General features: G+C 63.7%; 17 protein-coding genes and 1 pseudogene. 8 read left to right on the forward strand and 10 right to left on the reverse strand.

From position 1 onward, the window contains the following. Positions 1 to 468: 468 nt before the first annotated feature. Positions 469 to 858: pseudogene (locus M8523_RS20970) on the reverse strand (RNA polymerase subunit sigma-70); the annotation flags it as partial. Between the two features lie 186 nt (positions 859 to 1044). Between M8523_RS20970 and M8523_RS20975 the strand changes: the two are divergent. Genes M8523_RS20975 through M8523_RS20985 form a run of 3 tightly spaced genes read left to right on the forward strand, consistent with a single transcriptional unit; the run spans position 1045 to position 3659 of the window. Beyond that, a complete protein-coding gene (locus M8523_RS20975; protein WP_282586863.1) occupies positions 1045 to 2436 on the forward strand; it encodes an ethanolamine ammonia-lyase subunit EutB in 1392 nt (463 codons plus the stop codon). Continuing rightward, positions 2433 to 3230, forward strand: coding sequence for an ethanolamine ammonia-lyase subunit EutC (eutC, locus tag M8523_RS20980; RefSeq protein ID WP_282586864.1), 798 nt, complete (start codon positions 2433 to 2435; stop codon positions 3228 to 3230). Before M8523_RS20975 ends, eutC begins: the two co-directional genes overlap by 4 nt. A gap of 30 nt (positions 3231 to 3260) precedes the next feature. Beyond that, the gene (locus tag M8523_RS20985) at positions 3261 to 3659 is read left to right on the forward strand and encodes an MAPEG family protein (RefSeq protein ID WP_282586865.1); all 399 of its coding nucleotides are present in this window, start codon (positions 3261 to 3263) and stop codon (positions 3657 to 3659) included. Position 3660: 1 nt separating this feature from the next. Here the strand turns inward: M8523_RS20985 and M8523_RS20990 are convergent, their stop codons facing one another. The 3 genes from M8523_RS20990 to M8523_RS21000 form a co-directional block, all read right to left on the reverse strand. Then, complete coding sequence (locus tag M8523_RS20990) at positions 3661 to 4671, reverse strand: LLM class flavin-dependent oxidoreductase (RefSeq protein ID WP_282586866.1); 1011 nt, start codon at positions 4669 to 4671, stop codon at positions 3661 to 3663. A 219-nt stretch (positions 4672 to 4890) separates the two neighbouring features. Further along, positions 4891 to 7065 carry a malate synthase G gene (locus M8523_RS20995; RefSeq protein WP_282586867.1) on the reverse strand — a complete coding sequence of 725 codons (2175 nt, stop codon included), beginning with the start codon at positions 7063 to 7065 and terminating at the stop codon, positions 4891 to 4893. Positions 7066 to 7155: 90 nt separating this feature from the next. Next, entirely contained in the window at positions 7156 to 8406 is a 1251-nt protein-coding gene (locus M8523_RS21000) for an FAD-dependent oxidoreductase (RefSeq protein WP_282586868.1), read from the reverse strand. Between the two features lie 222 nt (positions 8407 to 8628). Here M8523_RS21000 and M8523_RS21005 point away from each other — a divergent pair, with 222 nt between their 5' ends. Next, positions 8629 to 9123 (forward strand): GFA family protein, encoded by a 495-nt coding sequence (locus tag M8523_RS21005; protein ID WP_282586869.1) that lies wholly within the window; start codon positions 8629 to 8631, stop codon positions 9121 to 9123. Positions 9124 to 9149: 26 nt separating this feature from the next. On the opposite strand, the gene M8523_RS21010 is transcribed toward M8523_RS21005, so the two are convergent. From M8523_RS21010 to M8523_RS21035, 6 genes are all read right to left on the reverse strand, one after another. Further along, positions 9150 to 9842, reverse strand: coding sequence for a hypothetical protein (locus tag M8523_RS21010; RefSeq protein ID WP_282586870.1), 693 nt, complete (start codon positions 9840 to 9842; stop codon positions 9150 to 9152). Between the two features lie 54 nt (positions 9843 to 9896). Beyond that, entirely contained in the window at positions 9897 to 10406 is a 510-nt protein-coding gene (gene lspA / locus M8523_RS21015; protein WP_282586871.1) for a signal peptidase II, read from the reverse strand. Then, positions 10400 to 13393: an isoleucine--tRNA ligase gene (gene ileS / locus M8523_RS21020; RefSeq protein ID WP_282586872.1), complete on the reverse strand. Its 2994-nt coding sequence runs from the start codon at positions 13391 to 13393 to the stop codon at positions 10400 to 10402. Before ileS ends, lspA begins: the two co-directional genes overlap by 7 nt. A gap of 306 nt (positions 13394 to 13699) precedes the next feature. After that, positions 13700 to 14647 (reverse strand): bifunctional riboflavin kinase/FAD synthetase, encoded by a 948-nt coding sequence (locus tag M8523_RS21025; RefSeq protein WP_282586996.1) that lies wholly within the window; start codon positions 14645 to 14647, stop codon positions 13700 to 13702. 89 nt (positions 14648 to 14736) lie between these two features. Further along, positions 14737 to 15156, reverse strand: coding sequence for a hypothetical protein (locus tag M8523_RS21030; RefSeq protein ID WP_282586873.1), 420 nt, complete (start codon positions 15154 to 15156; stop codon positions 14737 to 14739). Positions 15157 to 15188: 32 nt separating this feature from the next. Further along, positions 15189 to 16106 (reverse strand): TIGR01459 family HAD-type hydrolase, encoded by a 918-nt coding sequence (locus M8523_RS21035; RefSeq protein ID WP_282586874.1) that lies wholly within the window; start codon positions 16104 to 16106, stop codon positions 15189 to 15191. A 269-nt stretch (positions 16107 to 16375) separates the two neighbouring features. On the opposite strand from M8523_RS21035, the gene aptA reads away from it, so the two are divergent. The 4 genes from aptA (at position 16376) to mutL (ending at position 22589) form a co-directional block, all read left to right on the forward strand. Then, the gene (aptA, locus tag M8523_RS21040) at positions 16376 to 17725 is read left to right on the forward strand and encodes an omega-aminotransferase AptA (RefSeq protein ID WP_282586875.1); all 1350 of its coding nucleotides are present in this window, start codon (positions 16376 to 16378) and stop codon (positions 17723 to 17725) included. A 181-nt stretch (positions 17726 to 17906) separates the two neighbouring features. Beyond that, positions 17907 to 19274 carry a M16 family metallopeptidase gene (locus M8523_RS21045; RefSeq protein WP_282586876.1) on the forward strand — a complete coding sequence of 456 codons (1368 nt, stop codon included), beginning with the start codon at positions 17907 to 17909 and terminating at the stop codon, positions 19272 to 19274. 39 nt (positions 19275 to 19313) lie between these two features. Next, positions 19314 to 20600, forward strand: coding sequence for a M16 family metallopeptidase (locus tag M8523_RS21050; protein ID WP_282586877.1), 1287 nt, complete (start codon positions 19314 to 19316; stop codon positions 20598 to 20600). 153 nt (positions 20601 to 20753) lie between these two features. After that, positions 20754 to 22589 (forward strand): DNA mismatch repair endonuclease MutL, encoded by a 1836-nt coding sequence (gene mutL / locus M8523_RS21055; protein WP_282586878.1) that lies wholly within the window; start codon positions 20754 to 20756, stop codon positions 22587 to 22589. Positions 22590 to 22861: the final 272 nt, after the last annotated feature.

Consider the following 22861-nt stretch of genomic DNA (forward strand, 5'->3'; position numbering starts at 1 on the left):
GCGCCCGCCGCCAACTCGTTGGCAGCGCCGCCGTCGATGAACGCCTTATAGGACCACACTCCCAAACTCGTCAACACCAGAAAACAAAGATCCGTCAGAAAATCGTCACGGCAGCAGGATGGAAGGTGCTCAGGATCAATCTAATGGATTGAAGTCACACGAGTTACCGGCAAACGGGTCGATCCAAAAAGGCTCGGGCGACGCGTCCGGTCCGCAGAGCACAGGACAGCGCCGGCAGACTGCGGTGCCCTGCTCAAAAATCCGCGTTCAGAGATCCAGAAACGCAAGTTGGGCTGAGACAATTGTGGTCGGTGCCGCGGCGGACCGAGTTGCTGCCGAGCGCATGCGTGTCATCGAGCGGTCAGCCTCGGGCTGGCTGGCCACCTCCAGCGGCAGCGCCGGCGAGCCAAGTTCCTTCACTTCGCGGATCGCTCGCGGCGGGACTGTCGGTAGCGAAGCTTTGACAGAAGGCTGGCTGGGCCGAACAGGAGCCGCTGCCCTGTCGGAGCGCCGCGCCTGGGCGCGCTGGGTCAATCGATCCATGGCCTTGTCACGCGACAGAGCCTCTGGCGCATGCGGATCGGCGCTCAACCATTTGCCGCGCTTGATCACTTCGTTGACCCGGCCTTGGTTCACGCCGAGCTTGAACGCGATCTCCTGCTGCGTCATGCCTGTCGTCGCATGAAGATCCAGGATTGAACGCGCGAGTTCGGCCGTCATCTTTCGGCCCACCAGGCGCCGCGCGGGCGCGATCGAACGCCGCTCGCGATCACGTTTCTTGAGACCGTCAAGGATCGCCAAGGCATTGGTCATCCCGTTCAGCCGGAGCGCCTCTTCGAATTCCTTGAGCGTTGCCATTCGTGTCTGCCCAATGCTTGATCCCGTTCGTCTGGAATCTAGGATCGGGTTGGCGGGTGCGCAAGAACAAAATGGCAACTTAGCCCGTTTCGTAGGCCGTTTTCGGCTACAATTCTGGCCTTCTGTTCCCATACCGGCGAGACTACAGTGCTGCGGCGCGCGATGCAGTCCGGGAACAAAGGCAACATGAGCTATAGGCACATGGTCGGGCAGAAGCTCTGGACCTTCGGAGACCTCAAAGCTCTCATGGCCAAAGCCTCGCCGGAACGATCGGGTGACGGACTGGCGGGCATCGCGGCGGCAAACGGCGAGGAGAGGGCTGTAGCCCGATTGTGCCTCGCTGACGTCCCGCTGAGGCAATTCCTGAGCGAGACCTTCATCCCCTATGAGACCGACGAGGTCACGCGGCTCATTTTGGACAGCCACGATGCGCGAGCCTTCGCGCCTGTCGCCCATCTCACGGTGGGCGGCTTTCGGGATTGGCTGCTGTCGGAGGCAGCTACCCCGCTGGCTCTCGGCCGCCTCGCGGCCGGGCTGACGCCGGAAATGGTCGCGGCCACATCGAAGATCATGCGCAACCAGGATCTGATCCTCACAGCCCGAAAGGTGGAAGTCGTCACGCGTTTCCGGAACACGATCGGTCTTCGGGGCACGATGGCGGCACGCCTGCAACCCAATCATCCGACCGACGATGCGCGCGGCATCGCGGCATCGATCATCGACGGGCTGGCCTACGGCAGCGGCGATGCGGTGATCGGCGTCAACCCGGCCTCCGACAATGTCGCGGTCCTGGGTGATCTGTGCCGGCTTCTCGACGAAGTGATCCATCGCCTTGGCATTCCCACCCAGGCCTGCATTCTGACCCACGTGACGACGGCGACGCAACTGATCGAGCGCGGCGTGCCCGTCGACCTGGTGTTCCAATCGATCGCCGGCACGGAGGCTGCCAATATGTCTTTTGGCGTCAGCCTGTCGATCCTGCGCGAGGGTTTCGAGGCCGCCCGCAGCCTGAAGCGTGGCACGCTCGGTGACAATGTCATGTATTTCGAGACCGGCCAGGGGTCTGCCTTGTCGGCGGACGCGCATGGCGGCGTCGATCAGCAGACCTGCGAAGCGCGCGCCTACGCGGTCGCCCGCGCCTTCGAGCCGCTGCTGGTCAACACCGTGGTGGGATTCATCGGCCCCGAATATCTATACGATGGCAAGCAGATCATCCGGGCCGGCCTCGAAGACCATTTCTGTGGGAAGCTTCTCGGCTTGCCACTTGGATGCGACATCTGCCACACCAATCATGCCGAAGCCGATCAGGATGACATGGACACACTGCTGACGCTGCTCGGCGCGGCCGGCGTGTCGTTCATCATGGGCATTCCCGGCAGCGACGATGTGATGCTCAACTATCAGTCGACCTCATTCCACGACGCGCTCTACGTGCGCGAGGTGCTGGGTCTCAAGCGAGCCCCTGAGTTCGAGGCCTGGCTGCGCGACGCGGGGTTGACCGATGCCGACGGGAGGTTGGTGTCACAGGCGGACTCGACCAAGCTGCTCGGCGCCCTGCCCCCGGCTTTCGCAGCATGAACGACGACACGCCTCCCGTTCCACGCATCGATCCTTGGACCATGCTCCGCGAGTTGACCCCCGCCCGGGTCGCGCTTGGTCGCACCGGGGCCTCCCTCCCGACCCATGAGATCCTACGGTTTGGTCATGCCCATTCGCTGGCCCGGGATGCGGTCCACGCCACGCTCGACGTTCAAGCGCTGCGGCGTGACCTGGCCGTACTCGACTGCGACCTTACGGAAGTCCGAAGTGCGGCGGAGGGGCGCACCGCCTATCTTCGACGCCCCGACCTCGGCCGACGATTGTCGGACGAGAGCCGCATCTCCCTCGACGCGAAACGGGCCAGCGGATCAGATCTCGTGATCGTGGTGGCTGATGGCCTTTCAGCCACCGCCGTCCACGCCAATGCGGCGGCGTTGCTCGACCTTCTCGTGCCAGCCATTCGGCGGAAAGGTTGGTCGCTTGGTCCAATCGTCGTGGCGACGCAGGCTCGAGTCGCACTCGGCGATGAGGTGGGTGCCGCGCTTGATGCCCGCATGGTCCTGGTGCTGATCGGCGAACGGCCAGGATTGTCCTCACCTGACTCACTCGGCGCCTATCTCACCTTCGGCCCGAAACCTGGACGCCGCGACAACGAGCGGAACTGCGTTTCCAACATCCGAGGCGGGGGGCTCGTACCGCCCCGCGCCGCGCGGGCCATCCTTTGGTTGATCGAAGAGGCTTTTCGCCGCGGCGAAACCGGGGTTGCCCTGAAGGACGAGAGTGTGGATATCGCGATTGAAGGCGCATCACCGCACCTTCCCTCCCTGCCCTAAAGGCGGCCATCGAATGCGAACCACCTGCGCATGAACACTGAACTCACACTGCTGGCCTGGACATTGGTGCTCGCCATCGTGCAGATCCTGCTGCCGGCGCATCTCCGCACTCTGGAGACCGGCACCACCTACAATGCCGGTCCACGCGACGATCCCGGCCCACCGGTTGGCGTCGCCACTGGCCGAATGAGGCGGGCGCAGCAGAACCTCTTCGAGACCCTGCCGTTGTTCGCCGCCGCGATCCTGATCGCTCATGTGGCCGGCCGCGAAGGCGCCCTGACGCTTTATGGTGCCTGGCTCTACCTCGTGGCACGCGTGGTCTACGTGCCACTCTATGCGGGCGGCGTGCCCTACTTGCGCTCGATCATGTGGCTCACCTCGATGGCCGGATTGGCGCTCGTGATCGTCGCGATCCTCCGCTCCGCCTGAATTAGGCGACCTGGCGGATGTCCTCATCGAGCGATCGTGCCACATCGGCCAAGATCTCGTAGGATCTCAGCCGGGCGCCCTGGTCGTAAATCGCGGAGACGACCATGAATTCATCGGCACCGGTTTGCGTCACAAAGCGCTGCAATTCTCGTCTGACTGTCGCCGGAGAGCCGACGATCGAGCAGGCCAACATGCGTGATGCATGGGCTTTTTCGGCCGGCGACCAGTAGGTCTCGATGTCGTCGATAGGTGGCGACAGCAGACCTCGCGTGCCGCGCACCATGTTGGCGAAGGATTGCTGGACCGAGGTGAACAGCCGGCGCGCCTCTTCGTCCGTCTCGGCAGCGATCACGTTCAGTCCCACCATAGCATGCGGCCGGGCCAGCTGAGCCGAGGGTTCGAAGCGGGTGCGATAGGTCTCGAGGGCCGGCAGCAGGGCGTCGGGTGCGAAATGCGATGCAAAAGCGTAAGGCAAGCCTAGCATTCCGGCCAATTGCGCGCCGAACAGACTTGAGCCGAGGATCCACAAGGGGACGTCCAATCCCGCGCCCGGCACCGCGCGGACGAGTTGCGTCGGCTCGGCCGGCGCGAACAGAGCCTGCAGTTCGAGCACATCCTGCGGGAACGTATCCGAGGCTGCGGGATCGCGTCGCAGGGCCCGCAATGTGCGCTGATCGGTTCCGGGCGCGCGACCCAGGCCAAGGTCGATACGGCCGGGATAAAGTGCCTCAAGCGTACCGAACTGCTCGGCGATGACCAATGGGGAATGATTGGGCAGCATGATGCCCCCCGCGCCAAGCCGGATGGTCGAGGTGCCGGCCGCAAGGTAGCCGATCACCACCGCCGTGGCGGCGCTGGCGATCCCCGTCATGTTGTGATGTTCGGCCACCCAGTGCCGACGGTAACCCAAAGCCTCGGCGTGGCGAGCGAGTTCGAGCGAACGCCGAAGGGCGTCGCCCGGTGTGCTGCCGTGCGGCACGGGCGCGAGATCGAGTACGGAAAGAACGGGCATGCAAACCTCTTTCGTCACGGATTGAGACCGAGACCCGTTTGTCAAACCTAAACCCGGCCTCCGTCGAGGCGGCCACTCTTTGGTCCGCTCGACATAAGCCAGCGCGACCATGCCTCCGGCATGGTTTGACAAACACTAAAGGTTATACATCGGCCTTACCTCGGCCCACTACAAGTCTTTCCGGCAAACGATCTCCTGGAACTTCACGTCACAAGAGCGTCAGACAGCGGCCATCTTGGCCTTGGCGGCGCGGCGGCGGGCATGAAGGATCCACTCCGTGTAACCGTTCGGCTGAGCACGGCCTTTGAAGATCAGATCCGCGGCTGCCGCGAAGGCCTCCCCGTCGAACCCAGGCGCCATCGGCATGTAACCGGCATCATCCGCATTCTGCTTGTCGACGATAGCTGCCATCCGCCGCAGGGTTTCGTTGACCTGGGCCTCATCGACGACGCCGTGTTCCAACCAATTGGCGACGTGCTGGCTTGAGATGCGAAGGGTGGCCCGGTCCTCCATCAGTCCGACATCGTGGATGTCGGGCACCTTCGAGCAGCCGACCCCCTGGTCGATCCAGCGCACCACATAGCCGAGAATGCCTTGGATGTTGTTGTCGAGTTCTTCCTGTACAGCGTCGGGCTGCCAATTGGATTGAGCGACCGGGATGGTCAGGATGTCTTCGACGCGCGCGGGGGCGCGCGTCGCGATCTCGCGCTGCTGCGCGGCCACATCGATCTCATGGTAGTGAAGCGCGTGCAGGGTCGCGGCGGTCGGCGACGGCACCCAGGCGGTTGTTGCGCCGGAGCGTGGATGTCCGCCCTTCTGGGCCAACATGTCGCTCATGCGATCGGGGGCCGCCCACATGCCTTTGCCGATCTGCGCGCGGCCAGGAAGGCCCATCGCGAGCCCACAATCGACGTTGTTATCTTCGTAGGCCTTGATCCAGGGCTGGTTCTTCATGTCGTTCTTGCGCACCATGGGGCCGGCTTCCATGGAGCTGTGGATCTCATCGCCCGTGCGGTCGAGAAAGCCCGTATTGATGAACACGACCCGGTCCCGCGCCGCGGCGATGCAGGCCTTGAGGTTGATCGATGTGCGGCGTTCTTCATCCATGATGCCGACCTTCACGGTGTGAGGCGGCAAGCCGAGCATCTGTTCGACCCGCGCAAAGATTTCGTCCGTGAAGGCGACCTCATCGGGTCCGTGCATCTTCGGCTTGACGATATAAATGGAGCCGGTCCGGCTGTTGCGGATGCCCGATTGTTTTTCAAGATCGCGCTTGCCGATCAGCACGCTGACGGCGGCGTCGAGCAGGCCTTCCGGGATTTCGTTCCCCTGCCCGTCCAGTACGGCATCGGTGCTCATATGGTGGCCCACATTGCGGATCAGCATCAGGCTGCGGCCATGCAGAGTGAGCGTGCCGCCGTCCGGCGTGGTGAAGACCTTGTCGTCGTTCAGACGCCGCTCGATCGACGATCCGGCCTTCGGGACCGACGCCGACAGCGTGCCTTTCACGAGGCCGAGCCAGTTGCGGTAGACCTCCGTCTTGTCCGCAGCATCGACGGCCGCGACGCTGTCTTCCATGTCCATAATCGTGCTGACGGCCGATTCAAGCACCACGTCTGCAACGCCAGCCGGATCGGTGCGGCCGATCGGGTGGGCACGATCGATCACGAGTTCGACGTGCAGGTTGTTGTGGCGCAGCAGCAGCGATTCCGGCGTGGGCGAGAGTCCCCGATAGCCGACGAAAAGACTCGGATTGGCGAGACCGACCGGCGGGATACCCTTCGCAAGATCCGCCTTGAGGACGCCGTCCTCAACCGTATAGGCGATCACTTCGCTGTGCGACCCTTGTGCAAGCGGTGCGATCTTGTCGAGAACACCTTTGGCAAACTCGACCACACGAGCGGCGCGATGCGTGTTGAAGCCACGGCCGCGCGCGGCATCGCCGACATCGGGAATGGCATCGGTCCCGTAGAGCGCATCGTAGAGGCTGCCCCACCGCGCATTCGCGGCGTTCAGCGCATAGCGGGCATTCGACATGGGTACGACGAGCTGCGGACCCGCGATGCGGGCGATCTCGTCGTCTATCCCTACCGTTCGAATCGATGCGGCCGGCACGTCGGGAAGAAGGTAGCCGATCTCCCGGAGGAAGCCGAGATAATGGACTTGGTCGAAACCAGGCCCGTGGTGCTCGCGCAGGTAGGCGTCGACACGGGCCTGCATGTCCTCTCGAACCACCAGCAATTGGCGATTCTTCGGTGCGAGATCCCGAATGAGCTTCGCGAAATCGTTCCAGAAGTCGTCGCTCTCGATGCCCGTCCCTGGAAGCGCCTCGTTGGCGACGAAGTCGAACAGAGGCTTCTCGACGGCAAGGTCCGCCACTTTCACCCGCGTCATCTGTAATCCTCCCCCGTCGTGTTTCGTCGCGGGGGATGTAGCGCGTCCAAACGGCCCTGGCGAGAGCGCGCGTCCGTCGAGGCTCCTGGCTCAGGAAAGGGACGCGACCGCCAGGGCGTTTGCGGCCATTTTCGCGGACGACAGGGACGCCCAGGCGGCCCGCAGTCTGCGGCGGACCAGAACCTGCTTCCGATGGAACGCCCAGGCAACCCCGGGCTCCGTCGAGACTGCGCGTCGATAATCCGCGATTCGCAGGCATTCGGCATCGACCGACAGCTTGTCAGGATCGGCGTAATAGGCGGCGATCTTGTCGGCCGACATTCCTGGGCTTGCGAGCCAACTCGGTGCGTGACGCGATAAGGTCATCACATCCGACAGCAGTCGGTCGATGCCGGTGCCGGCGGCGGGACAGGGTGTCTGAAAGGCGTCACCCACGAGGACCACGCCGGCCCGCGCCGGCTCGCAAGCGACCCGCAGATCGTTGCTGCGAAGCTGTACCGCCGACGTCACGCGATAGGGCCCGAGCAGATCGCCGAGTTTTGGTAGGGCGGCCCGCAATTCATTGGTGGGATTGGCGCAAAAATCCTTGATCCATCCGGACTGTTTGTCCTGGTAGCCGAACAGGTTCGCCCGGATGGTCCCTTCCATGTCGAACAGGGCGAGGTAATCCAGCTGCTTGCCGATATCGTCGGCGTAATACACCAACGGCATCAGCTGTTTTTGCGGTCGTTCGAGCGCGACGTCAAAACCGAAGGCCATCGAATGCGCGGCGCTGATCGTTCGAAAACCAATCCCCATCCGTTTTGGCAATGCGGTGGAGAGGCCTGTGGCAAGGACGACGAGACGGGCTTCAAGCCTCGATCCGTCTTTGAAACAGATGGTTTGGCGATCCAGGCTGGTGTCGATATTGGCGACAGGCGCGGTCACGACCCTGACCGTCGGCGGCATCGCGGCGCGGACTGCGGACACCATGCGATGGTAGGGCAAACCGAATTGATCGACGGTGCTGCGATCGAGGACTTGGCCCCTACGCCCATTCACGGTCGAACGATTGGCGGCGCTTCCGTCCAGCATCGCGTCGAGTACACCAAGCGCGGCCAGACGCGACATCTGCGGGCCGACCAACTGCTCCGCCCGGAATTCGACTTGCGGCTCGGCGTGAAGGTCGATGAGCGTGACGCTGCACCCCCGGCGACTCAGGCTCAGGGCCGTAAGACTGCCGGCAAGCCCCGCACCGATGACCGCGACGTCGGCCTCGGGATGGTTCCACGTACGGCAAGTGCCTGCACCGCCAGGCGACGAAGATGGGACATGCGCTTGCGGATCTTGATCAAACAACATGCGACCGACAACATGACGAAGGGTACGCGATCATACCGCACAAGCTCGCCTTCGGCGGGACATATGCAAGCTAGAGTAAATGATTCCGCTATGGAATTCTCGTGTCGTCGGTGCGCCGGCTTGCCCTGAACGTCCCGCTTTGCGCGCAGCGATCAGGTCAGCAGATGCGGCCACTTCGGCTCGTCTGGTGTAAGTAGCCGAACCTCAATTGGAAAGTCGGACATGCCGTTGCATCTTGAAGGCTCTTGCCACTGCCGATGCGTGACGTTCTCGGTCGCGAGTCACACGCCCGTCCCTTATCAACTTTGCTATTGCAGCATTTGCCGAAAGACCGCGGGCGGCGGTGGCTATGCCATCAACATCATGGGCGACAAGTCGAGCCTCGTGGTCAAGGGCGAGAAGGCGATTCGCGTTTATCAGGCCGAGATCAACGAAGAAGACGGCTCATGTCGCAAAAGCAAGGGGCAGCGCAACTTCTGTGGGTCCTGCGGTGCAGCTCTCTGGCTATGGGACCCGACGTGGCCCGAGCTTGTCCATCCGTTCGCATCCATCATCGATACGGCTTTGCCAAATGCGTCAGAGCGGACACATTTGATGCTCAGGTTTAAGCCCCACTGGGTGGTTCCCAAGATCGGACCGAAGGACAAGACTTTCGACCTCTATCCAGACGCTTCGATCGAGGAATGGCATCGCGAGCGCGGGTTGTGGATCGACTGAATGGCTCCCGGACCCGCGATTAAGAATTACTCGTCTTCGGGTTTCGGTTTGTAGACCAACGCCGCATTCGGATTGGCCGTGTCGGTGATCGGCTTCGGGGCTTCCGTCGTGGCCTTCACGACCTTGGTGGCCTTCAAATACCCCTTGGGCGGTTGTGTCAGGTACACGCGATCCGGCTCCTGGCCGGGCTGAAGTTCCCCCTTGCCGGTATCGGGGTTCGTCGCGGCATAATGATCGCCCTCGGCTTTGAGCTTATCGGGACTTTCGACGAGGCAGCCGCGGCCATTGCCGTTCATGCCGCATCTAGCTGTTCGGAGCGCGCTCTCAGGTGGCGCATCTGCGCCCTCCCCATTGATACGGCCCTGCATCAACTCGTCCCTGGAAAGCAGCGGGTTGCCGTTGCCAGAGGAGTTCGCCAAAGGTGCGCGTCCTCCGCTTGCCGCCCTATTTCGGCGGGTGACATCCGGATCCTGCGGCCATGAGGCAGGACGAGCCAGGGAGGCGCTCGGCTTCACCAGTTCCATCTTGGGCGGCAGTACGAGCGGCGCCCGCTCGCGATAGTCGATGTTAGGCGTCGTATCGGGAGTCATAATCCCGATGGCCGTCGCAACAGATGAGAGCACGTCCTGGTAACCGTCGTCCGCAGCAAAGGCCGGGCCGAAGCCGGCCGCCACAGCCAGCGCACCCGTCACCACGAAAGACAATCTGGTCAAGGACATCGCATTCCTCCGAATGCCAAGCCTGGAGCTTGGACTATTCCACTTCGGATACCATCAACCGGTGTTTTTCGGCATTTTGGAGGCGGGCTCCACGGCAGGCTGCGTGATGAGCGATGACAGCAGCAAAACCGCAACACCCATGCAGATCGCTACATCGGCCCCGTTGAAGATATACCAGGAAAAACCGGCGATGTGGAAATGCACGAAATCGACCACAGCCCCATAGGCGAACCGGTCATAGGCGTTGCCGAGCGCGCCGCCGATCAGGAGGCCGAGCGCGAAAGCGGTTCCGGACTGATCGGTCCGCCACAACCAGGCCATCAACAGGACCGTGGCGGTCAGCGTTAGGGCCAACAGAATCCAAGGCCCCCTGGCGCTGTCGGTCGTGAACAGCGAATAGGAAATGCCGCGGTTCCAGGCGAGCACGATGTCAAGAAACGACGCCACGCGGACCGGCTGTTTGTCGGCGATCCCATAGACATGAAGCAGCCATTGCTTGCTGGCCTGGTCGATGACGAGAGCAAGCAAGGCCACGATGGCGCCGATGAGACGCAACCTCACCATGGTAAGCGACCAGCCTGCCGCAATTCGCGTAGCGCCTGGGCGTCCCGCGGCGTCACATCGGGAAACTCGGGGTCATTTCCGACGTCGGGGCTGATGCGCCAAGAGCGGGCACATTTGCGCCCTTCCGCCCGCGCCGGAAGCACGGCAACCCCAGCAACATCGTCCAACCGATAGGCCTCGGGGGGCGCCTCTATGGTCTCCAGCACGAGATCCGATGTGATGCAGACTTCCGCGAAATCGATACCGTTGAGGGCCTTTCGCAAGGCCGCGTCCGTGACGAACACCCGAGGCGCTGCTTCCAGCGACGAGCCGATGCGCTTGCTCGCGCGTTCGATCTCGATGGCGCCCGTCACCACCCGGCGGACGGTGCGGACGGCCTTCCATTGCGCCGCGAGTGCCTCATCGCGCCAGCCTGCCGGTGTCTCGGGGAAGAGTTCAAGATGCACCGAGCCGGCCTCGCTCGGATAGCGGGCGAGCCAAGCCTCCTCGGCCGTGAAGGACAGGATGGGGGCGAGCCAGACGGCAAGACGACGGAACGTCTCGTCCACCACGCTCAAGGCGCTGCGCCGCGTCAGACTCGACAGGGGATCGCAGTAGAGCGCGTCCTTTCGGATGTCGAAGTAGAAAGCGGACAGATCGCTGTTCATGAAGCCCGACAGCGCCGCCACGACCTTGTTGTAGTCAAAAGCCGCATAGGCGGCGCGCACGACCTCGTCGAGTTCGGACAGGCGGTGAAGGATGAAGCGTTCGAGGCCCGGCATAGCGTCGGCCGCGATGCGCTCGCCTTCGTCGAAATGGGCGAGCGTTCCGAGCATCCAGCGCAGCGTGTTGCGGAGTTTGCGGTAGGTGTCGGCCGTGCTGGCCAAAATTTCCTTGCCGATCCGCTGGTCGTCCGAATAGTCGGCGCCTGCTACCCAAAGGCGCAGGATATCGGCGCCGCTCGCCTTGATGATATCCTGCGGGGCGGTGACGTTGCCGGCCGATTTCGACATTTTGCGGCCATGCTCGTCGAGCGTGAAGCCGTGCGTCAGCACAACATCGAAGGGCGCGCGGCCCCGCGTCCCGCAGCTTTCCAGCAGCGAGGAATGGAACCAGCCACGGTGCTGGTCGGAGCCTTCGAGATACATGACCTCGTCGGCGCCCCCGTCGACCTTGCGCTTGATACCCGCAAGGCTCGGAAAGTGAACGGCGTCTTCCAGGACGAAGGCATGGGTCGAGCCCGAATCGAACCAGACATCCAGAATGTCGTCGACCTTGCGCCACCCCTCAGACGCGCGCGCTCCCAGAAATCGTTCCGCAGCGCCTTCCGCATACCAGGCGTCGGCTCCCTCGGCTTCGAAGGCCGCGATCACTGCGGCATTAATAGCGTCGTCGCGCAAGATCTCGACCTCGCCAACACCGGCGTCGCGCACGAAGATGGCGATCGGCACACCCCAGGCCCGCTGGCGCGACACCACCCAATCGGGCCGGTTGGCGATCATGCCGGTGATGCGGTTCTGGCCCGCCGCCGGCACCCAGCGCGTCTCCTCGATGGCCCCGAGGGCGATGTCTCGCAGCGTATCGGGTGCATTGTGTCCCGGCCCGCCGTGAGCGGCGTCCGTGCCGACCGGGATCGGCTTGTCCATTGCGATGAACCATTGCGGCGTGTTGCGGAAGATTACCGGCTTCTTCGAGCGCCACGAATGCGGATAGGAATGTTTCAGCTTGCCGCGCGCCACGAGGTTCCCGGCAGCGACCAGCGCCGCCATCACGGCATCGTTGGCGTCGCCCCGCGCACCAATTTCGGTCAGCACGCGCTTGCCTTCGAAGCCAGGCGCGTCAGCCGTATAGGCGCCGTTCTCGTCGACCGTGTAGGGGATCCGGGTATCGATCCCCATCAGCGCGAGAGCCTTGCCCTGCGCCATCCAAAGGTCGAAATCCTCGCGGCCATGCCCCGGCGCGGTGTGAACGAAGCCCGTGCCGGCCTCGTCAGTGACATGGTCTCCGGGCAGCAGCGGGACTTGAAACCCATAGCCCGGCAGAGTGTCGGCGAAAGGGTGCGCGACATTCTGGCCGGCCAGCCGCGCGGCCGGCACATCGCCGATGCGGCTATATCCGGCAACCCGCGCCGCCTTGAACAGGCTTTCAGCCAGCTTGTCGGCCACGATGTAGCGCATGCCGGTCCTGGCCCAATTGTCGGCCGCCGCCTCGGTCACTTCGTAAAGCCCATAGGGAATCCGCGTCGAATAGGCGATGGCGCGGTTCCCCGGCATGGTCCAGGGAGTCGTGGTCCAGATCACCACGCTGCCGCCGAGCGTCGCGGACGGAAACGCCACAAAGACCGTGTCGCTCGTATGGTCCTCGTATTCGACCTCGGCTTCGGCGAGCGCGGTCTTCTCGACGACGCTCCACATCACCGGCTTCGAACCGCGGTAGAGCGAGCCGTTCTTGGCGAAGGTCATGATTTCCCGGGCAATCTGGGCCTCGGCCGGAAAACTCATCGTCGTGTAGGGATGCGCCCAGTCGCCGACGATGCCGAGCCGCTTGAACTCCTCGCGCTGAATGTCGAGCCATTTGGTCGCGAAGGCCCGGCACTGACGGCGGAACTCGACCACCGGCACGTCGTCCTTGTTGCGACCCTTGGCGCGATATTCCTCCTCGATCTTCCACTCGATCGGTAGTCCGTGGCAGTCCCAGCCCGGCACGTAATTGCTATCGCGCCCAAGCATCTGCTGAGACTTCATGACAAAGTCCTTGAGGATTTTGTTCAGCGCATGGCCAATGTGGATGTTGCCGTTGGCATAGGGCGGTCCGTCGTGCAGGACGAATTTGTCCCGCCCCTGCGCCGCGTCCCGCAGCTTGCCGTAGAGCCCGATGGCGTGCCAGCGCGCCAGCAGCTCCGGCTCCTTCTGGGGCAGCCCGGCCCGCATCGGAAAGTCGGTCTTGGGCAGGAAGAGCGTCTTGGAATAGTCCTGCGCCGTCTCGGCGGCCTGGGTTTGTTTGTTCATCGATCTGCTAGCCATGGGCGCGATCGGTCCGGCAGGAACGGTGGAGCGCCTATCGGCTCACCAAACCCGCGGCCATCGATCGGGCGCTAAAGTGGCGTGTGTCTAACAGGACAGGGCCGCCACGGGAAGATTGGAGCCACACGGAGTTTATTCGTCGTCGATGCGCTCCGCAGGAAGGGCATCGACGCGCTGGCCGCGCAGTTCATCAAGGTCATGTCAGAGAGACGCTTCTATGGTTGCCACGAGGTCGACGACAAAGACTGAACCTCGATAAAGGGGATCACCCCGGTGCGTCGACCGGCTCGCTCAATCCCGTTTTCGATCCTTGTTCAACGCCGTGCGTGCCTCCCGCGCATCCTGGTTCATGCGAACCACGAGAGCGTCGACGCTGTCGAATTTCTCCTCGCCGCGGATCCAGGCCACGAAGTCGACCTCGAGGGTACGACCGTACAGATCACCCTCGAAATCGAACAGCACGACTTCGAGCAGCGGCGCCCCGTTGTCGAAGGTCGGCCGCCGGCCGAAGCTGGCGACACCGCCATGATCCAACCCCTCGCCCCGCACCCGGACCGCATAGATGCCGTGGCGCAGACGGGAGGTCGGGTCGAGCTTCAGGTTGGCGGTCGGGAAGCCGAGCGTCCGGCCGAGCTTCTGGCCGTGGATGACCGTACCAAGGACAAAGTAAGGGTGCCCGAGGAGCTTTGCCCCCAAGGCGACGTCGCCGTCTTCCAGCGCCCGGCGCACCGCCGTCGACGAAACGGCCGAAAGATCGCCCTCCGCATCGCCCCTGATCTTCTCGATCATCTCGACCTCGAATCCACAACGGGCTCCTTCGTCCCGCAGATAGGCCGGCGTTCCGAGCCGCTGCCGGCCGAAATGGAAGTCATAGCCGATCACGGCCGCCGAAATGCCGAGCCGCTGGACCAGAATTTCGCCGACGAAGGCTTCACGATCGAGTTCGGCCAAGGCCTGGCCGAAGCTGAGCACGATCATACCGTCCAGCCCCAGACGCGACAGAACGAGGGCCTTCGCGTCTTCCGGGGTCAACCGAAAGATCACGGGGGCTCCGGCAAAGTAGTTGGCGGGATGCGGCTCGAAGGTCAGAAGCGCGCAAGGGCGCCCAAGCCGCCGGGCGAGCTCCTGCGCCCGCGCGATTACCGCTTGATGACCACGATGCACGCCATCGAAGTTTCCGATAGCCACAACGGGTTTCGCCAACGCAGCCGGCAAGCGCTCGGGATCCGCGACGATCATAAAGCGCGGGTCGAACAACGGCGTCGCCACTGAGCCCACAGAAGCTTCCCGAGACACCTCGTCCGACCTGTCGGCTGTCACGAGTGCCCCTATCGAACCGCGCAGCTCGACCGAATGTCGGGCGAAGTCCAGGCGGCCCCGGTGCGCAGATTGCCGGTCGCGTAGGTCCGCCCGGGCAATTCGTTCTCGAAGACGGTACCGCAATCGCGCGTGAAGGAAACGAGGCAGAGTTGAATGGGGTCGCCGGGACGGGTTTCGGTCTGGCCCAACATGCCGCCGTCGAAATCCTGGATCACGCCGTCGCGGTACCGAATCACGGGTGAAGCCGAACTGCCCGGCACGGTGCCGATCGTCTCGACTCTGGTCCGCACACATTCGCCGACGCTCGCACGGCCGAAGGCGCTATAATGACGATGATGGCGAACCGGCCCGCTATAGTCCGCCGCCGGAGCCGCGCTCAGCCCAGCTGCCAGAAAGGCCAATGTGAACGCCGCCAGATGAATTCGCATGAGCTGTCCTCGTGTCCTCTCGTCGCCGCTGTCTACCATGCGAGCGCCGGAATGGCAGCCACCGGGCGAAGCTCCGCCGCTTCGATCATGGCCTGGTAGGCGTCGGGATCGAGCTGTCCGTCACCGGTGCGGTGAGACTCGTCACGGTGAATGCCGGAGGTGACAAACAGGACGTCAAGGCCCTGCAGCACCGCTCCAGCCACGTCGGTTCGCAGCGCGTCGCCGATCGCCAAGACGCGCTCCGGGCGAACCGCAGCCCCGCGTTTCGCCGCGGCGTCATCGAGCGCGGCCCGGTAGATCGCGGCATGCGGCTTCCCCGCATAGATCACCCGCCCGCCTTGCGCCGCATAGCGTTCCGCGATCGCACCGGCGCAATAGCGCAGCCGGTCGCCGACATGCACGATGAGATCGGGATTGGCGCAGATCAACGGCATCTTACGCCGTAGCATCACGGCAAGATCGGCATCGTAATCTTCCGGCGTATCGGTTTCCTCCTGAAACAGGCCTGTCGCCACCACGAATCCGGCTTCCGCGAGCGGCTTAAGCAGGGGGGCCGTCCCGGTTGCCTGTGCCACAGCCTCGTAGAGCGCATGATCACGCTCGGGACCGATATGGAATAACGGGGCTCCGCCTTGCTCGACGATCGACGCGATGGTCACGTCACCCGAGGTGACGACGCTATCGTAGGCGGACCTCGGGACGCCGAGACGATCGAGTTGCTCCCGAATCGGCCCGTGGGGCCGCGGCGCGTTGGTGATGAGGATGACAGTACCGCCGCTGGCACGAAACCGCGTCAGCGCGTCCGCGGCGGCGTGGAAATAGCTCTCGCCATTGTGCAGCACACCCCAGATATCGCTGAGCACGACGTCATAGCCGCTTGCGAGTTCGGAGAGACCGGAGACGATCCGGGCGGAATATGGCGCTGGGGAAGGCGGGGATTGCTGATCCATACGTGGCGGCTACGGACCCACTGTCGCCGTGTCAAGATGCGGATTGATCCCGACTACCGAACGATGAATTTGGTCAGTAACCGCGTCACATGAAACGACCCATGTGCGCCGCCGGGCTTCCAAAGGCCAGTGCCGAAAGAAAACCTTTTTCGCGGGGGTGCGGCCCAATCCGACGAGCCCTGCCATCGACCTTTTGTCACAATACCGCTACACAGGCCATGAAAGTTGCACTGCAGCGCAGGTCGCGCTGCCTCGTCAGGGAGCCGTTCATGCCGTCTTCTTCGTCCGCCGTGCTCAAGCAGATCGACATTCCCAACGACCTTGAGGCGTTTTGGATGCCGTTCACGGCGAACCGCGCGTTCAAGCAGCGGCCGCGCATGATCTCCCGCGCCAAGGACATGCATTACTACACTCCGGAAAATCGAGCGGTTCTGGACGGCACGGCCGGGCTGTGGTGCACGAATGCCGGCCACAACCGCGACTCGATCGTCAGCGCCATCCAGGCTCAAGCGGCCGAGCTTGATTTCGCGCCAAATTTTCAATTCGGTCATCCCAAGGCCTTCGCGGTCGCGTCTCGGATCGCCGCCCTTGCACCGGGCGATCTCGACCACGTGTTCTTCACGAACTCCGGGTCGGAGGCGATCGATACGGCCCTGAAGATCGCGATCGCGTACAACAATGTCCGCGGTCAGGCTGGCCGCCAGAGGCTGATCGGCCGCGAGCGTGGCTATCACGGCGTGGGTTTCGGCGGCATTTCGGTCGGCGGCATCGTGTCGAACCGCAAATATTTCGGCTCGCTGCTGAATGGCGTCGACCATATGTCCCATACTTACAGCCGGGAGCATCAGGCCTTCACCAAGGGCGAGCCGGATTGGGGCGCGCATCTGGCGGACGATCTCGACCGCATCGTCGCCCTGCATGATGCTTCGACGATCGCGGCCGTCGTGGTGGAGCCGATGGCAGGCTCGACCGGTGTGCTGCCGCCTCCAAAGGGTTATCTGCAGCGTCTGCGCGCGATCTGCGACAAGCACGGCATTCTGCTGATCTTCGACGAGGTCATCAGTGGTTTCGGACGCCTTGGCGCGGCCTTCGCGGCCGAGCGCTATGGCGTGATCCCGGACATGATCACCTTTGCCAAGGGCGTGACCTCCGGCACCGTGCCGATGGGCGGCGTGCTGGTCCGCAAGGGGATCTACGATGCCTTCATGAATGGCCCCGACAGAATGATCGAGCTGTTTCACGGCTACACCTATTCGGCGCACCCGCTCGCCTGCGCGGCCGCGCTCGCCACGCTCGATGTCTATCGCGACGAAGGGCTGTTCGAGCGTGCCAAGACACTCGAACCGATCTGGGCCGACGCCATCCATAGCCTCAAGGGCCTCCCGAACGTGCTCGATATCCGCACGGTCGGCCTCGTCGGCGCCGTCGATCTCGCCTCAAAGCCCGATGCCGTCGGTGCGCGCGGCTATGACGCGCTCGAACGCGCCTTCCACGATGAAGGGCTCATGGTCCGCAGCACGGGCGACACGCTCGCCCTCACACCGCCGTTGGTCATCACTGAGGACCAGATCGGCGAAGTCGCTGAGAAGATGGGCCGCGTCATCAAAGCTGTCGCCTGAGAGGGTTTCTTCTGGATCATCAAGCCGCAGCCAATTGGCTTGATGATCGTACGCAATGATCGACGCTGCGCTTTGACAAACTGAGAATAGTTCTCACATTGTGATCTGAACCTCCCGGCCGGACTCCGCCCCTCGTTTCGGCGGCGGGCAATTTGGTCCGATGTATCGAACAGTGAACCCCATGCCTGCTGATGTCGCGCCTGTTTCAACGCCCCTTGCTCCACCGCTAGGCCTTCGGCCGGACGCGCCGTCCAATCCGGCCCCCGAAACTGGTCCAGAGATCCAGTCCGGGCGGCTCGACAATGGTCTCGAAGTCGTCGTCATTCCCGACCATCGCGCCCCGGTCGTGACCCATATGGTCTGGTATCGCAATGGGTCGGCTGATGATCCGGCCGGAAAGTCAGGCATCGCGCATTTCCTGGAACATTTGATGTTCAAGGGGACGACCAAGCATCCGCAGGGGCAGTTCTCGGATATCGTGGCCGAACTGGGCGGGCAGGAAAACGCCTTTACGTCAAATGATTACACGGCCTACTTCCAGCGAGTGTCCAAGGAACACCTCGGCACCTTGATGGCGTTCGAGGCTGACCGGATGACCAATCTGGTGCTGAGCGACGACGTGGTGGTGCCGGAACGCGATGTGGTGCTCGAAGAGCGTCGCATGCGCACGGACACAGATCCGAGCGCCCAGCTGCAGGAGGCCGTGCAGGCCGCCCTCTTCACGCATCATCCTTATGGCACGCCGATCATCGGCTGGAACCATGAGATCGAAGGGCTCGATCGGACCGACGCGCTGAACTATTATCGCCGCTTTTACACGCCGGAAAACGCGATCCTGATCGTGGCCGGCGACGTCACCTACCCCGAGGTCGAAGAACTCGCCCGCAAGACCTATGGTGAGATCCCGGCATCGGGAGCAGCCCCGGTACGGGTTAGGACCCGCGAACCTGAGTCGCGTGCTCACCGGCTGGTGACGCTGGCCGATCCGAAAGTCGAACAGCCGAGCGTGCAGCGGCTTTATGTGGTGCCGTCCTATGCGTCCGGGAAGGCCGGCGAGGGCGCGGCGCTTGAAGTGCTGGCGCATCACCTCGGTGGCGGTTCGACCAGCCTCCTGTACAAGACACTCGTTCTTGATCGCGGCATCGCGGTCGCGGCCGGCGCCTATTACATGGGAACGGCTCTCGACGACACCCGCTTCTACGTGTGGGCCGTTCCTGCACCGGACGTTACGCTCGAAGCACTCGATAAGGCCATCGACGATGTGCTGGATGTTCTAGCCACCAAGGATGTTGCGGTGGACGACCTGGAGCGCGCCAAGACGCGTCTCATCGCCGATGCCGTCTACGCCCAGGACTCGCAGGCCTCGTTGGCCCGCTGGTACGGTGCTTCCCTGGCGACAGGGCTGACGGTCGCCGACATCGCGCGCTGGCCGGAGGACATCGAGGCTGTCACGGCAGCCGCCGTTCGGCAAGCCGCCGCGCATTGGCTGACGAAGCGCCGGTGCGTCACAGGGTTCCTGATGCACGACGCTGAGCAGGCCGCGGCCTGAGGCGGCCGTTCGATCGATTCGTTCCGAAAGTCTGAGTTCATGACCATCACACTTGCGACACCGCGGATTGCCTCCCGCGCGGCGGGCGTCCAGATCGTCCGGTCCGCCGGCGGCATCACGGCTTGGCTCGTGGAAGATTACGCGGTGCCGCTGGTCGCCTTCGAAATGGCGTTTCACGGCGGCGCCGCGCAAGATCCCAAGGGCAAGAGCGGTGCGGTGGCCATGATGGCCAGCCTGCTTGACGAAGGTGCCGGCTCGCTCGACGCCGATGCCTTTCACCGCGCGCTCGACGACAAGGCGATCGAGATCTCCTTCAGCGCCGATCGGGACGCCATCGGTGGCCGGGCCAAGTCGCTGAGCCGAAACGTCGATGCGGCTGTCGAACTGCTGCGCCTCGCGGTTTGCGAGCCGCGTTTCGATGCGTCTGCGATCGACCGCGTCCGCTCCCAGATCGGCGCTTCGCTTCGGCGCGAAGCGAAGGATCCTGACGCCCTCGCGAGCCGCGCCTGGCGGGAAGCGGCCTTCCCGAGCCATCCCTACGGCAATCCCGTGCGCGGCACGCTCGAGTCGCTGGCGGCCGTGACCCGGGACGACATCGTAGGGCTGCATCGCTCCCTCCTGACGCGGCAGACGCTGAAGATCGCCGTGGTCGGCGCGATCGATGCCGAGCGACTTCGCACGATTCTCGACCGCGTCTTCGGGGATCTGCCCGAACAGGCCCATCTCAGCCCCGTCGCCGATATCGCCATCGCCCCGGGCGAGCGCCGCGAGGTGATCGACCTCGACATTCCGCAGGCGACCTTGCGGTTCGGGACGAATGGCATTGCCCGGTTGGACGATGACCATATGGCGGCCGTCGTGGTGAACCACATCCTCGGCGGTGGCGTTTTCTCGGCGCGCCTGTTCCGGGAGGTGCGGGAAAAACGTGGCCTGGCCTATTCGGTCTATAGCCAACTCTCCACATTCGATCATGCCGCGATCTTCTCCGGTGGGACGTCGACCAAGAACGAGCGCGCCGCCGAGTCGCTTTCCGTCATCGAAGACGAAATCGCCAAGCTGACCAACGAGGGCCCGACCGAGGAGGAGTTGGTCAAGGCCAAGAAGTATCTGACAGGGTCCTATGCGCTGCGTTTCGATACGTCCCTGAAAATCGCAAGCCAGCTCGTCAATCTACAGACGGAAGGCATCGGCGTGGACTACCTTGACGAACGTAACGGCCTGATCGAAGCCGTGACGCTGGACCACGCACATCGTGTGGCAAAGCGCCTGTTCGGTGGCCGTGGATTGCTCGTGACGGTGGTGGGGCGGCCGGAAGGCATGGCCTGAGTATCATCCGCTTGCGCAGGCGTCCGATTGACCAAGATGGTGGCACAGGATTGATCCGAAGGCGTGCGAACGGATTGAAGAGCGTGAGTTGAAGAGCTGCCTCTTCACTCTGAAGGCCTTCCGCTCAGAATCGTCAACACAAGCGGCTCTGCCATGCCCGTCCGTCGCCTCGATACGATTCTGATCGACCGCATCGCGGCCGGCGAGGTGATCGAACGGCCGGCCGCGGCCGTGAAGGAGCTGGTCGAGAATGCGCTCGACGCGGGCGCCGGCCGGATCGACGTCGTTATTGAGCACGGCGGCCGCAGCCTGATCCGGATCGTCGACGACGGCGGCGGGATGTCGGCCGACGATCTCGAACTCGCGGTCGAACGACATGCGACCTCCAAGCTCGACCACGGTGATCTCGGCCGCATCGCGACGCTCGGCTTTCGCGGCGAAGCCCTTCCCTCGATCGGGGCGGTGGCGCGGCTCGACATCAGCACGCGCCAGTTCACGTCTGGCGCGACCGGCCATGCGCTGGTCGTGGAGTCTGGCATCAAGGGCCCAGTCGTTCCGGCCGCCCGTCCCCCAGGAACGACGGTCGAAGTGCGCGACCTGTTTGGCGCGACACCGGCGCGGCTCAAATTCCTGAAGTCGGATCGCACCGAGGCGCAGGCCGTCGCGGGCGTCATCCGGCGCCTTGCGATGGCGTCGCCGCAGGTGCGCTTCAGCCTCAGCGGCGACCATCTCTCAGGCTTCGAGTGGCAGGCGTGCCAGCCAACGCCGGCGGGGCTGTTGGAGCGGTTGGGGCAGATCCTTGGCACGGACTTCGTCGAGAATGCCATGCCGCTCGACGCGCTGCGCGAGGGCGCGGCGCTTTCGGGCTTTGCGGCCGTCCCGACCTTTCACCGCGCCACGCGGGAAAGCCAGTATCTCTTCGTCAACGGCCGGCCGGTCCGCGACAAGGTTCTGATCGCCGCGGTCCACGCCGCCTATATCGATCATGTGCCGCGCGAGCGCTTTCCCGTGGTGGCGCTATTCTTGAGCTGCGACCCCAAGCAGGTTGACGTCAACGTCCATCCGGCCAAGGCCGAGGTCCGGTTCCGTGATCCCGGCCTCATCCGCGGCCTGATCGTCGGCGCCATCCGGGAGGCGATCGGCGGTGCCATTCACCGCGCCGCTGCGACGGGCGTGGACCGCGTCAGGCAGGTGTTCGGGGACCCGATGTTGCGCCGGGAGACTCCCTCCGAGAGCGCCTGGTCGGCCGCCGCCTCACCGCAGGCCCCGGCGGGCTTCGAGGAGCAGGCCCAGCGGTCTTTCCGAGATTTCGCCAGACCTTCGGCGGACCTGCGCCGCGACGAACCGTTTTTTGTCACTCCCCACCCGACGACAGTGAGGGATCAGGTGCCAACTGACGCCGAAGCAACGACGCCCCTCGGTGCGGCGCGCGCGCAATTGCATGAAACCTATATCGTGGCCCAGACCCACGATGGCGTCGTGATCGTCGACCAGCATGCGGCCCATGAGCGCCTTGTGTATGAGCGGATGAAGCAGGCGCGGGCTGCGGCCGGCATCGCGCGGCAGATTTTGTTGATCCCCGTCGTTGTGGAGCTCGACCCTCAAGCCATTGCGGATGTCCTCGAACAGGCCGACACCCTCGCCGAACTGGGCTTGGTGGTCGAGAGCTTTGGGCCGGGTGCCGTGACGGTGCGTGAGGTCCCGGCCGAACTCGCCAAAGGCGACATCGCCGGCATGGTGCGTGACGTCGCCGAAACCCTGCAGGCCGACGGCCATACGCAGCCGCTTGAACGAAAGCTCGACCACGTGTTGGCCACCATGGCATGCCACCATTCAGTTCGAGCCGGGCGTCGCCTGCTGGTCGAGGAAATGAACGCGCTGCTGCGCGACATGGAGCGCACCCCCGGCTCCGGCCAGTGCAATCATGGCCGCCCCACGTTCATCAAGTTGAAGCTGGCAGACATCGAACGGTTGTTCGGAAGGCAGTAGAGATTACCAGCTTCACGTCCTGTTCTTAGTGGATCGTGTCCGCTGCCCTCGTAGCGCTGAATTGAACACTTGAGCCCATGACTCCCCGACGATTTCCGTGAGCGATGTGAGCTGACTGGTACCGCCTTGGTCCTGTGAAAACTCTAGTAACTGCGGTCGCGGTGCTCGTAGGCAAGGGGACTCGCGGTGCTGATTAAGCCCCTCGTCAAATTCGCGCGGGATATAGGTCCGCGTCCGGGCACTGCGACCCGACGCGATCTACACACTACCTC

Source organism: Lichenifustis flavocetrariae (genome assembly GCF_026130545.1).
GTDB classification, from domain to species: Bacteria; Pseudomonadota; Alphaproteobacteria; order Rhizobiales; family Beijerinckiaceae; genus Lichenihabitans; species Lichenihabitans flavocetrariae.